Source organism: Viridibacillus sp. NPDC093762 (assembly GCF_050279675.1).
GTDB lineage: Bacteria > Bacillota > Bacilli > Bacillales_A > Planococcaceae > Viridibacillus.
Genome location: NZ_JBNNUK010000029.1, coordinates 19,635 through 31,855 on the forward strand (window position 1 = coordinate 19,635; position 12,221 = coordinate 31,855).

At 33.3% G+C, this 12,221-nt stretch carries 16 protein-coding genes and 1 pseudogene; 14 read left to right on the forward strand and 3 right to left on the reverse strand.

Going from position 1 to position 12,221, the window contains the following annotated elements:
- The first annotated feature begins 606 nt into the window (after positions 1 to 606).
- Genes ACQKM9_RS20490 through ACQKM9_RS20500 form a run of 3 tightly spaced genes read left to right on the forward strand, consistent with a single transcriptional unit; the run spans position 607 to position 1,667 of the window.
- Positions 607 to 972, forward strand: coding sequence for a DUF2089 domain-containing protein (locus tag ACQKM9_RS20490; protein WP_427736238.1), 366 nt, complete (start codon positions 607 to 609; stop codon positions 970 to 972).
- 13 nt (positions 973 to 985) lie between these two features.
- Positions 986 to 1,375, forward strand: a complete 390-nt coding sequence (locus ACQKM9_RS20495; protein WP_427736240.1) for an SHOCT-like domain-containing protein — start codon at positions 986 to 988, stop codon at positions 1,373 to 1,375.
- Between the two features lie 10 nt (positions 1,376 to 1,385).
- The gene (locus ACQKM9_RS20500) at positions 1,386 to 1,667 is read left to right on the forward strand and encodes a hypothetical protein (RefSeq protein ID WP_427736242.1); all 282 of its coding nucleotides are present in this window, start codon (positions 1,386 to 1,388) and stop codon (positions 1,665 to 1,667) included.
- 259 nt (positions 1,668 to 1,926) lie between these two features.
- Here ACQKM9_RS20500 and ACQKM9_RS20505 read toward each other — a convergent pair whose 3' ends face one another.
- The gene (locus ACQKM9_RS20505) at positions 1,927 to 2,100 is read right to left on the reverse strand and encodes a hypothetical protein (protein ID WP_427736244.1); all 174 of its coding nucleotides are present in this window, start codon (positions 2,098 to 2,100) and stop codon (positions 1,927 to 1,929) included.
- A 661-nt stretch (positions 2,101 to 2,761) separates the two neighbouring features.
- On the opposite strand from ACQKM9_RS20505, the gene ACQKM9_RS20510 reads away from it, so the two are divergent.
- The 6 genes from ACQKM9_RS20510 to ACQKM9_RS20535 all read left to right on the forward strand — a co-directional run bounded on the left by ACQKM9_RS20510 (position 2,762) and on the right by ACQKM9_RS20535 (position 7,622).
- The gene (locus ACQKM9_RS20510) at positions 2,762 to 3,451 is read left to right on the forward strand and encodes a DNA alkylation repair protein (protein ID WP_427736262.1); all 690 of its coding nucleotides are present in this window, start codon (positions 2,762 to 2,764) and stop codon (positions 3,449 to 3,451) included.
- Positions 3,452 to 3,932: 481 nt separating this feature from the next.
- Positions 3,933 to 4,562: a class I SAM-dependent methyltransferase gene (locus ACQKM9_RS20515; protein WP_427736245.1), complete on the forward strand. Its 630-nt coding sequence runs from the start codon at positions 3,933 to 3,935 to the stop codon at positions 4,560 to 4,562.
- Between the two features lie 536 nt (positions 4,563 to 5,098).
- Positions 5,099 to 5,551, forward strand: coding sequence for a VOC family protein (locus ACQKM9_RS20520; protein WP_427736246.1), 453 nt, complete (start codon positions 5,099 to 5,101; stop codon positions 5,549 to 5,551).
- 198 nt (positions 5,552 to 5,749) lie between these two features.
- Positions 5,750 to 6,526 (forward strand): putative protein N(5)-glutamine methyltransferase, encoded by a 777-nt coding sequence (locus ACQKM9_RS20525; protein ID WP_427736248.1) that lies wholly within the window; start codon positions 5,750 to 5,752, stop codon positions 6,524 to 6,526.
- Positions 6,527 to 6,706: 180 nt separating this feature from the next.
- Positions 6,707 to 7,417, forward strand: coding sequence for a class I SAM-dependent methyltransferase (locus ACQKM9_RS20530; protein WP_427736250.1), 711 nt, complete (start codon positions 6,707 to 6,709; stop codon positions 7,415 to 7,417).
- Positions 7,392 to 7,622 (forward strand): hypothetical protein, encoded by a 231-nt coding sequence (locus tag ACQKM9_RS20535; protein ID WP_427736252.1) that lies wholly within the window; start codon positions 7,392 to 7,394, stop codon positions 7,620 to 7,622. The genes ACQKM9_RS20530 and ACQKM9_RS20535 overlap by 26 nt, the downstream gene beginning before the upstream one ends.
- A gap of 514 nt (positions 7,623 to 8,136) precedes the next feature.
- Here the strand turns inward: ACQKM9_RS20535 and ACQKM9_RS20540 are convergent.
- Positions 8,137 to 8,880, reverse strand: coding sequence for a potassium channel family protein (locus ACQKM9_RS20540; RefSeq protein WP_427736253.1), 744 nt, complete (start codon positions 8,878 to 8,880; stop codon positions 8,137 to 8,139).
- Positions 8,881 to 9,248: 368 nt separating this feature from the next.
- Positions 9,249 to 9,443, reverse strand: coding sequence for a DUF3784 domain-containing protein (locus tag ACQKM9_RS20545; protein WP_427736254.1), 195 nt, complete (start codon positions 9,441 to 9,443; stop codon positions 9,249 to 9,251).
- Between the two features lie 139 nt (positions 9,444 to 9,582).
- Between ACQKM9_RS20545 and ACQKM9_RS20550 the strand changes: the two genes are divergently transcribed.
- The 5 genes and pseudogenes from ACQKM9_RS20550 to ACQKM9_RS20570 form a co-directional block, all read left to right on the forward strand.
- The gene (locus ACQKM9_RS20550) at positions 9,583 to 10,092 is read left to right on the forward strand and encodes a hypothetical protein (protein ID WP_427736256.1); all 510 of its coding nucleotides are present in this window, start codon (positions 9,583 to 9,585) and stop codon (positions 10,090 to 10,092) included.
- A gap of 121 nt (positions 10,093 to 10,213) precedes the next feature.
- Positions 10,214 to 10,963, forward strand: a pseudogene (locus tag ACQKM9_RS20555) (IS110 family transposase); the annotation flags it as partial.
- Between the two features lie 206 nt (positions 10,964 to 11,169).
- The gene (locus tag ACQKM9_RS20560) at positions 11,170 to 11,382 is read left to right on the forward strand and encodes a hypothetical protein (RefSeq protein WP_427736257.1); all 213 of its coding nucleotides are present in this window, start codon (positions 11,170 to 11,172) and stop codon (positions 11,380 to 11,382) included.
- Positions 11,369 to 11,884 (forward strand): RNA polymerase sigma factor, encoded by a 516-nt coding sequence (locus tag ACQKM9_RS20565; RefSeq protein WP_427736258.1) that lies wholly within the window; start codon positions 11,369 to 11,371, stop codon positions 11,882 to 11,884. Before ACQKM9_RS20560 ends, ACQKM9_RS20565 begins: the two co-directional genes overlap by 14 nt.
- Positions 11,874 to 12,221, forward strand: a 348-nt coding sequence (locus tag ACQKM9_RS20570; protein WP_427736259.1) for an anti-sigma factor family protein, incomplete at its 3' end; no start/stop codon positions are given. The genes ACQKM9_RS20565 and ACQKM9_RS20570, both read left to right, overlap by 11 nt.

Below are 12,221 nucleotides of genomic sequence, written 5' to 3' on the forward strand. Positions count from 1 at the left end.
TAAGAAATAACGTTGAAGTAGGTATAGTAGTGGAATTTTCAAGTATCAGGCAAAATAGTTGACTGCTAAGGGGGAAGATTTATTCGTTACAATTTAATTTTGTATATTGCTATTGCTTTAATGCAACTAATTATTTTAACGAATATTACTTTATTAGACGGTAGTTGGAACAGAATTACAATGTGCTTATGTACATCTATATTTATTTTTGCAACAACAATTTTTCTTCTAAGTAAGTCGCAAGGACAAAAATCTGGACGTTAAAGTATTTAGTGTGAAAAGACAATAAAGTTATTTAATTATAAAACCTAAAACAAACATAACCCCGTTCTAAATTTAGGACGGGGTTAAAGTATAGTTATTTAATTGTTCTGAATAATCGATATAATTATGGAAGTGGGTATCTTTACTAAGATAAATGTCTACAATTTCAACCATTATGGTAAATATAATGGTTGAATGTATAATGAAAATGGATAATCAATATTATTGAACAATTAATTAATATTATTGGTTTTTTTGATTGAAAAAATTAATTTTATTATTCATATATTTGATTCCTTGATATATAATGTAATTGAATCAACTAAAAGGAAGGGTTTCATTATGGCTTATAAAGTAATTACAAATTGTCCTGTCTGCAGTAAAACATTGAAAATTACAAAGTTGCAGTGCTCTCATTGTCACACTACGATTGAAAATGAGTTTGAATTATCTAAGCTGGCATCCTTATCAAAGGATCAGCTTCATTTTGTGGAAGTATTTTTAACATGTAGAGGGAATATCAAAGAAGTTGAAAAGGAACTTGGGATTTCGTATCCAACGGTTCGAGGCAAGCTAACAGATATCATCTCATCCCTTGGATATGTGCAGAAGAAGAAAAATGAAGTAGATGAGAAAAAAGTTGTTACCATGTTGGAAAATGGCGAAATCACACCAGAAGAAGCCATTAAGCTCTTAAAAGAGGTATAGGGAGGAATTTATCATGAAAGAGGAAATTATAAGAGTGTTAACAATGGTTCAAGAAGGGAAGATTGACGCAGATAAGGGATCAGAACTGATTCAAGTATTAAAAGAAAAAGAAGAAACAGGTAAGAAGCTTCTTGAAAAACCGACCAAATATTTAGATAAAACTTTAAAAATTCGTGTTGTATCAGCCGAAAATGATAACGTCATGGTCAATTTGCCTATAAAACTTCTCAAGGTAGTATTAATGGCTGGACACAGCATCGCAGCGAGTATTCCTCAATCGGAAAAATACATTAAAGATATAGACATAAGCCTTATTATAGAAGCAATCGAAAACGAATTAGATGGCCAAATTGTAGATATAAAATCGGCAAACGGGGATACCGTTTCGGTCATCATTGATTAGTGATTTGCTTATGATGCATGTAAAAGTGAAAGCAAAAGACATTCGGTTTACCATCCCAATTCCATATGCAACTTTAAACATTGTTATTTCAATTTTGTCTTCTAAGATTTTTCAGAAAAATGCAAACAAATGGACAAAAGAGCACTTCGAAAGAAAAAAACTGGACTTTACCTTTCCACTAATGGACAAAAAAACGCTAAAGCCTATCGTCAAGGAACTGAAAAATTATAAGGGGATCGTGCTAGTAGATGTCAAAGCTAAGGATGGTACTGAGGTTAAGGTTAGACTATAATTTATTATAGAATACACCGACCACTGACTGGCATTTTGAAGAAAAAGCCTAATTTCTCGCTAAAATACCGAGGAAATTGTAAAAAGACATTAAAGTTATTTAATTTTAAAAGCTCAAACAAGTATAACCCCGTTCTAAATTTAGAACGGGGTTAAAAATATAGTTGTGTATTCAACAATAGTGCCCGATTGTTGAATACCATGACTAGCGTTTTTTAACGGGGAGAGCAAATGCTTATTTCAGCTTGTCAAAAATCTAACTATTTCACATTCTTTAGAGGGGAAATTACCTTGTTATAAAAAAATCTTTCCCATTTAGCTAACAAACCGTCACCATTTTCACCACGTTGAATTTCAATTTCGTGGTTTTTATGAAATTCTGCTATTCGTTTATTATGCTCTTTGTGCAATTGATGGAGAGCTACTTGTTTCATTATTATCCCTCCTTTCGATTAACCATAATTATATATCCTGGGTTGATTATAGCAAAGTATTCTACACGTTTTGTAGATTAAACCTGCCTTTCAGTTTTAACAGCAACAATCTTTGAGAAAAAGCCTTAATTATAGTCTTCACAAACGGTTTAGTTAAACAAGTTCAACATACTTTGATTATCCAAAAAATTATTACTTCAGATGTATCTATTTACAAAAGGGTGTTATTAGGCAATTACGTGACATGCGTTTCATTTTGAGTTTTCTTATTTCTTATAAAGTAAACATTTTAATTGTGATGCAAACTATCCAGATAAATTTACTTGCAAGTGATAATATTGGCTTTAGTTGTTTTATATTTTTACTGGTTCTTTTAATTGCTAAAAAAGGAGTTATTCCTAAAAACTCAAAAAAGAAACGAATTATAAAATTGATAACTAGGTATATTATGTTTCATTAATTTTCCACTTAAACACCCATCCTTTATAATAGACCATATCAACACATCAATATTACCTCATACACTCCGAACATTTTAAGGTGAAGGTTTTGCTGGCAAATAGTAAGGTTTGTTATAGGCTAATTGTATTGAAGGCTTGAATATTAAGGGGATAAATCTCAAAAAAGAAGGAAGTGCTAAAAGGTGAATCTACAATCAGTTATGCAGGAGCTTGAAGCCCTCGGCAAGGAGCGAACAAAAAAAATGTACATATCCAATGGTGCGCACGAACCACTGTTTGGTGTGGCTACAGGGGCAATGAAACCAATCGCCAAGAAAATAAAAATAAATCAATCTTTAGCTGAAGAGCTCTATGCCACAGGGAACTATGACGCAATGTACTTTGCAGGCATTATTGCAGATCCAAAAGCAATGACTGAGTCGGATTTTGACCGTTGGATGGATGAGGCATATTTTTATATGCTGTCCGATTATGTGGTAGCAGTTACTTTAGCGGAAGCAGATATTGCACAGGACGTTGCTGATAAATGGCTTGCAAGCGGTGAAGAGCTAAGAATGTCAGCGGGCTGGAGTTGCTACTGCTGGCTATTAGGAAATCGCTTAGACGTTGAATTTTCTGAAAGCAAGATTACCAATATGCTTGAAATTGTGAAAAATACGATTCACATTTCGCCAGAACGAACGAAATCGGCTATGAATAATTTCCTATACACAGTAGCGGTCTCGTATTTGCCGCTTCATGAAAAGGCGGTCGAAACTGCAAAGGAAGTAGGTCCAGTAGAAGTCAAAAGGGACAATAAAAATAGTAGTTTCATACACGCTTATGAAAGTATTCAAAAGCAAGTAGATAGAGGAAAGCTTGGTTTCAAACGCAAATATGTAAGATGTTAAACAATAGCCTCTCATCACGGACAATATACAATTATAGAGGGCGTTCATCCAAGAAGGATTGATGCTCTTTTTCCTTGCGGATGCTTGGAAAAGAGAAATAAATCTTGAAGAAAATACTGGTGAATTAAATCTGTTTATTTACTTATAGAAGATCAGGAATGGGTATAGGTAACAAATTATTTAAAGAATTATCTCTCCATTACAACAAATTAGGCGATAAAAAAGTTATGTCCAAAGATTGAGAGCTTCCATATGGCTAGCTATATTTTTTCACATAAGAGATCGATTTATCTTAATTGCGGATATAAAGAATCTGTAATATACTTATTTGAAATAAAAAGATTCTGTATTAGTTACCGGAATGCAATATAGAAGAACTGGAGTAGGAATCCTAATTAATTGGAAATTAGGCATATAAACATTATTTGAATTTAACATTAGCGTCAAGCAACATAGCATAAAACATAAAGGAGATAGAGATATGACGGAATTTTGGGAATCAAGTTTTATAGAAAAACAAACGATGTGGGGATTTGAACCTACAGACTCTGCAATCCTGACAAAGGACTTTTTCCTTGAAAGAAATGTTAAGGACATGCTGGTACCAGGTATTGGATATGGCAGAAATGCAAAGGTTTTTATTGACAATGGAATAAATGTAACAGGTATTGAGATTTCGAAAACAGCAATTGATTTGGCGAGGCAAAACGGGCTTGAAAGTAGTATTTTTCATGGTTCAGTAACTGACATGCCTTTTGATAAAAAACGCTATGACGGTATATTTTGCTATGCACTTATTCACTTATTGAATAATTGTGAGCGAGAAAAGTTTATTAAAGATTGCTATGATCAGTTAAAGCCAAATGGATATATGATTTTTACAACTGTTTCAAAAAAAGCCCCGATGTTTGGAAAGGGTAAACAATTGGATAAAGACTATTTCGAGGTAATGGAAGGCGTAAAAATGTTTTTTTATGATTCTGACTCCATAAAAAAAGAATTTGAAAAATATGGGCTGGTAGAGTTTTCAGAAATTAATGAGTCGAGTAAGAACATGAAAAATAAACCTCCAGTAAAATTTATAATTGTAAAATGTAAGAAAGAACTATAAAAATAATCGTACAAAAGACCAAAATAGTAAATTTATGGCGGATATGATGTGTGTATACTCATCTATTCGCCAAACATGCAATTGATAAAAAGATTATATGACATACAATATGAAATTGAAGGAACAGAGGGGAATTGTAACTAAATATACTAGTTCGGAATCTTCTTGAAAAATTTATATATTTTCAACACTATTTACCATGAGAATAAATTTCTTCAAGAGATGCAAAATGACAACACTTAAGGAGAGTATATTAATAAGTCTATTAATATTGGTGGACTACTAGTATAGATTCCTCTAACCATTTTGCTTCTCTGTTGTACAGCACTATTTTGTGATGCATTGGATGGTTAACGGGTGTGTTAGTTAAGATCATTGGGTTGCAATGCAGCTCTTTTGCTTATTCAACTAACGGGGTAGGTAAGTGGAAGAAGGTTATATTGAAGAACGTAATAAATAACATTAGACCTTTGAATGAAGCGAACAACTTTTTATATTGATACTATAAATGTAGTATTTCAAAAAGAGGTGTTACTTTGATAAAAGGTTTGTATGAAGCACATTTACCAGTAAGTAACTTAGAAAAATCGATTTTATTTTATCAAAATTTGGGATTAGAGAAAGCCTATAAACAAGACAAACTAGCTTTTTTCTGGATTGTTAAAGGAGAAAGTTGGCTTGGTTTATGGGAAAGCGATAAAGTTGAGATACCTTATCATCCTTCCATACGTCATATCGCATTTCGAGTAGAAAAAGAGGATATCATCTTGGCTAAGAAATGGTTAAATGAAAAAGGGATAGCTATTCGTACTTCATTTGGCTTTGATGAACATCGTCAACCACTTGTGTTACCTAATAATCCTCATGCACATGCTGCAATCTATTTTGACGATCCAGATGGTAACTTAATTGAGTTCATCACACCAATTAGATTAGATTTTCAAGAAGATTTTAAGATGATGACATTAGAAGAATGGCTGATACGCTAGGTGTAACAATAGAAAATCCTATTCAACTAACAGGTGCTTTAGTAAAAGATCTTTGAGCTGTTTAGACAGCTCTTTTTTTATTCAACTAACGAGGCAGTTTAGTTGAAGAAGGATATTTATAATATTTCTAGAATAATAAGATAAATAACTGGGATTAAGGAAGAGGTGAGGTTAATAGCACAAAAATTCAATTTATTTTTGGGTAATAAAACTGAAAGAAGAATAATCAACAGACTACGGAGTGAGGGGTGTGTCTTCGCTGAAGAAGAAGTACAGTTACTTACCTCTGAGGCTAGAAGTATAGAGGATTTAATGAAAATGGTAGAAAAACGAGTAAGTGGTTTGCCGCTTGAATACGCACTTGGGTTTACAAAGTTTTGTGGGCTACGAATAGAAGTAGAACGTGGAGTTTTTATACCACGTCGACGTACGGAGTTTCTAGTTCAGCAAGCGAAAGTTCTAACCCGACCATATGATATAGTTTTGGATTTATGTTGCGGGTCTGGTGCTATTGGTGTGGCAATTGCAACCGACCTTAAAAAGATTTTATTACACTCTGTTGATATTGACCCCGTTGCTGTACGATGTACTTCCCGTAACATAACTAAGATTGGTGGTCACGTTTATCAAGGTGACTTATATGATGCATTATCCGATTCATTGAGAGGTCGAGTGAACATCATAGTGGCTAACGCACCTTACGTTCCTACTGATTCAATAAAACTGCTTCCCCAAGAAGCACGTTTATATGAACCCAAAGTGGCGCTTGATGGAGGAATGGATGGACTAGACCTTCAGCGAAAGGTAGTAAAAGAGGCTACACACTGGCTTGTTCCTGGAGGACATCTATTGTTAGAGACGAGTGAAATTCAGGCTACTCAAACTTCAGAAATTTTTGCTAATGTTGGGCTAATTTCAAAAATAGCTAGAGATGATAGATTAGATGCAACTGTTGTTATTGGAAGAAATCCTTAAACTACCGATGTCACGTAAATTTGAATTAACCCAAATCCTTGTTCAACTAAAGGGGTGCTTTACTTGAAGATCATTGAGTTGCATATGCAGCTCTTTTTTCTTTATTGAACTAACGGGGCAGGATAGTTTAAGAAGGTATTTCTTCATTCAATAAAGAATTTGATGTAAGGGGTGAAAACATTGAGTAGAATTGAATTTATTCGAAATGAAGAGAAGAAATATCACGATTATTGTTATGATAAATATAAATTATTTGAAGAAGGTTCTTGGCTACACAAACCTGTAAAAACGGTAACCGATTTATTACATTTATTTGATGATAAAGAGAACGTAAAAGTCCTAGATTTAGGTTGTGGGGTCGGTAGAAATAGTATTCCGATAGCTGAAGCAATTAAGAGTAAAAACGGTAAAGTTGTTTGTGTTGATTTACTTGATTCGGCTTTACTAAAATTAAGAAAATATAGTAAAGAATATAAGGTTGAAGAAGTAATACTCGCGAAAAAAGCTGATATTGGTAACTATGAAATCAAAACAAACGAATATGATTTAATAGTTGCCATCTCAAGTTTAGAACATGTTCAATCAGAAGTAGCTTTGAATAAAATTGTTCAGCAGATGGCGGATGGCACTCAAAACAATGGAGTAAATTGTATTATTGTAAACTCTGAAGTTATAGAAATTGATGTAGAAACTAACGAGAAGTTAGATGCACTTATGGAAGTAAATCTTTCAACAGAAGATATGATTAAAAAAATTAGTAGCTTCTATACAGGATGGGACATATTAAAATCAGTAGTAAAACCATTAGAATACACCATTATTCGAAATGGAAAATCTGTATTGTTAAAAACCAATGCAATAACTTATGTTGTTAGAAAAAATAATAAATAGTTCTTCAACTAACGGGTGCGTTGATCCAAGAAGGATTAACGCTTTTTATGTTGAATTGATTGTATTAAGAGGAAGGTTAGTTGAAGAAGAAGATCAAATAAAAAAGTCAAACTACAAAAATATTTCATTTGTGAAGAGTAATAAGGTGAGCGATTTGCTCGATCTCATTGTAACCGGTGAAAACCTTCTTTCGAATAGCTGCTAGCAAGCTAAGTTACATATATGCATTTTTAACATGAACCGCTACATGATGTTTTCCGTAATAATTGTTGGGTAAATCCTCTCCTTTTCCTTCGTTTTTGTAGTTGTTGTAATACCTCTATCATTCAATCGAATGAATGTTGTTTAAATCCCTCTCGCTGCACAATTAATAGCTCATTTTCTTAAAAACCTCTAACTCTAGGCTAAAAAATTATATAAAAAAAGCCTTTGAGTTTTTTGTTGTTGAAAAATAGGCATAGTTATCCCGTTACCTATTTTTTAAAATTTTAAAAAACACAAAAGGCTAATTAATAGCGATCGCACAACAAAATAAACGTGCGAAATATTGTAATACCAAGACCCCTTTTAGAAAACAACCTTAAAAAAATCCATAAAACCTTATACAGTCCCATACAAATCGATTTTACATAACAACGGATAGCAGAAGCTAGTTGCAAGCCGAAACGCTGCGATAGCAAGGCTTCCCAACGAAACCTATCCTCAGCCACTATTCATTTTTATACATGGTTACGTTCACAGCGTTTTTCAGCTGGATCACCAGCTGCAGCATATTTCCTTTTCAAGAATAACTGGATAAACTCAATATCCTCTTTTGTTATGTCTTCAATTTCATCAATCGACTGAATAATATTCATGACTTGCTTGTCTCGAGAATCTTTAGGTTTATTATTAAAATAATTAGTAACTGCAGATGTGAATATACCGATAATCACAATCCCTACCATTAGTAATACAGCAGCCATCAATCGACCTAATACGGTAACAGGCGCAATATCTCCATATCCAACTGTAGTTATTGTAATCAAACCCCACCACAACGCTTCAGCGTAAGTTTCAATCGCCGGTTCAACTATAGCAATCGGTATTGGTATGACAAATATCATTGCGACACCAAACTTGAAAGCTTTGTCTAATCCATTCGTTTTTAACACCGCATAAAAAGGTTTTAAATAACGAGAACTGATGCCAAGCAATTGAATAACTTTAAATATACGGACGAGTCTAGCTACTCTTAAAAGGGAATCGAAAGGGATTATAGCTACTAACTCTAAGGGATGTTTCTTTACATAGTGCCACTTGTTTTCTGCTCGTGCAAAACGAACAAAGTAATCCACTACGAATATGACCCAAATAGTTTGTTGAAAAATCACAAATCGTTTATCAACCATGAAAGCAAGGGCTACTGAGATAAGGATTAAAACAATCATAAAAATTTCATATGTAATTACAAGCTTTTTCATTAAATCGACCGCCTATATCAAATAGTTTAATAGTCATATATTTCATATTATACTTCTAAATCCAAATTGAGCCCTCACAAGCCATTTTAAGTCGTTTAAAATCATTTGTATTCGAGTATACAATATACCCAATAATTGCAATTAACTCCATTTTAGTTATTATTATATTTATAAAATAATAGAATGGTTGGATTGAAATGGTAAAAAGTAAACCTATTGTAATTGCGTCATTGAGTTCTATGTTATTTTTGTCTCTAGTGTAGCATCAGCTGCTGAATCAACTTTACAAGGGGTTAATGCAACTGCACCGTCTTTTGATGTAGAAAATAAAAACCGAATCGAGGGAGAAATTCAACCTCTATGGAAAGCTAGAATAGCAGCAGAATAATCTCAGTTCCACCAACAAGATGTGCCAGCTTTGTTTTATCTTTGACACGTTTTTCATTAAATCCTGAAAGCAACCATGTCATCTTTTTTACACCCACGCAAAAACCCAATCCTAAAAAAATAAGACCAATAATAAATAAATTAACGCTCACCTGAATGCTTGTGAAAGATTTCACTTAAACTAACGGGTGCTTTACTTGAAGATCATTGAGTTGCATATGCAGCTCTTTTTTTCTTTATTGAACTAACGGAGCAGAATACTTCAATAATTATAAAGGATATTTATGATAAAATTTATTGGAGGGGAGAATAAATTTGAGTAAAAAGAAAAAAGTGCTATTTCGAATTTCAATAGGTTTGAACATATTACTTATCGCAATTGTAGCTTTGGGAATTATAAAGATGAACTTTGTTAAAGAGCAAGTTCTCGTTACGGAAGTACAACATAATTTAGTAGAACTGGAAGGTTTAATAGAAAATCAGATTGATGATAATTGGTCTGAACCCAATTTGGTTACAACTGAATTAGGAGATGTATTGAATGGAATTTGGCTTGGTATGACTACTGGAAGACAATTAGGAACGCTTTCTAAAAGCGACAACGACATTCTTGAACATTTATATTCTAAATTAAATCAATATCCTAATGATGAACTATATAGATTTGTTGATTTAACCGAAGAGGATAAAATGAATTTTGAAGAGTTGCGGGAAACACTTCGTGAAGTAGGATTAGGATTAATTATTACTATAAGTGCAGATATGGACTCCTTTATAAATCAAGCAGAGGAATTAAACGAAAAGATTAAATACCCATTAAATTAACATTTACTTGATATTGTGCTAACGGGGCAGGTTAGTTTAAGAGTATTGTTGAATTGTTATAGGTAAACAGATAATTGTGTGCGTTATACAAGGGGGTTTTGAGGTGAATGTAATTGCGTGGCTGCAGTTTCACACTATTTTAGATCAAGTGTTTCCAGAATACCGTAAGGTTTTTGGTGATCTTTATTCGAAGGTTTCTTTATTGATGTTAAAGAAATATCCTACTTCAGAAGATGTAATAGCGGCTGGGGAAAGTAAGCTAGCGGAGTATGTGATGGAGTTTTGTCCAAGGCGATCTAGTCTATGGGCGTTGGATAAGGCAAAAAAATTAATGGATTCCGCATCTCGAAACCCATTTCAAAAAGTGGTATATCACAGTCACTTAATCAATCTCCAAATGTATATAGAGCTGCTTTTTCAGTACCAAGGACACCTTTCAGAGTTAGAAACTCGTATAGTGACCTTGGCAAATGAATTGGAAGATTACAAGATTGTCCAATCGATTCCAGGAATCGGAGAAAAAATCGCTGCCACGATAATCTCTGAGATTGGTGAAATTGATCGGTTTAGTCATCCGAAAAAACTGGTTGCCTTTGCAGGAATAGATCCCAGTGTTCACTCATCAGGAAAGTTTACTGCCACAACCAATCGTATTACTAAACGAGGTTCAAGTAGATTACGCCATGCTTTGTATCTTGCCGTATTGTGCGGTATCAGAAGTTCAAGAAACAAAAAGCTGAAAGAATTCTATGATAAGAAGAAATCAGAAGGAAAGCCTGCCAAAGTAGCGATAGTAGCTTGCATTAACAAACTACTTCATTGGATTTATGCTTTATTAAATAGAAAAGAAACTTTCCTAGATATAGCGTAATTAACGGTTACAAGTAATAAAGATAAAACCTTCCAAAAGGTTTTTGGAGGGCTATTTGTCATGCTCAAAATAGTATAACATAAGGTTAATTAGAATTTTAGAGAAAAATATTGACATCCTATTAGCTGGTTTAGTAAGAAGATCTTTGAGCTGTCTAAACAGCTCTTTTTCTTATTCAACTAATGAGGCAGGTTTGTTGAATAACAATGAAAGATTTTTATTTTGAGGCTCTCAAAAAACCAAAAACCAAAAACCAAAAACCAAAAACCAAAAACCAAAAACCAAAAACCAAGATAAACTACTCCTATTTTTCTAGAACTAAAGAAAAAATTAATATTCCTGTAACGAATAACGTTTTAAATCTATATATATATGTCACAGGTAAAATAATTGGTGAGAAGGGGGATGCAGGTGGATGAGTTAAGTGAAATCTACAAAACCTATGCAGATGAAGTAAAGCGTTTTCTCATATGCTTAACTTCAAATGTAGATTTAGCTGAAGAATTGACCCAAGAGACCTTTTATCAGGCAGTAAAGTCTATAGGGCGCTACAACGGTAAATGTAAAATGTCTGTTTGGTTATGTCAAATTGCAAAACATACTTTCTATAACTACTTAAAAAAGGAGAAACGGGATGATTATAGCAGTGTAGAATATATGATGCAAATCGGGTTGGATATAAGATCTACTGTTGATTTGCCAGATGTTGAAGTAGCTAGGCGAGATACACTTATTTCAATACATAAGGAAATACATCTTTTAAATGAGCCTTATCGTGAAATATTTTTACTAAGAATATTTATGGACCTTAGTTTCAAAGAGATTGGTGAGATATTTGATAAAAGCGAGAACTGGGCTAGGGTAACGTATTACCGTGCCAAATTAAAATTAGCAGAAAGGATTGATCTTAATGAATTGTAGTATTATTAAAGATTTATTGCCATTGTATATTGATGGAGTTTGTAGTGAATATACAGTGAAAGCAATTGAAGAACATATACAGCATTGCGAAGAATGTAAGCAGACGTTAAAAAGACTGCAGCAGCAAACAGAGTATGTTCAAATGATACCGGAAGAAGTAAAAAAAGCAATAACACCTTTTAAAAAAATAAATACAAAGCGGCGTATTCAAGTTATTACGGCTATTGTTATGACTTTTTTAATGACCTTTTTTATCACGACTGTAGGATATCTAGTTTATCAGGATGTAGGTGTTGTTCATGATTTCTTTTCCCCAAAGGTGACCGCAGTTGTGGAT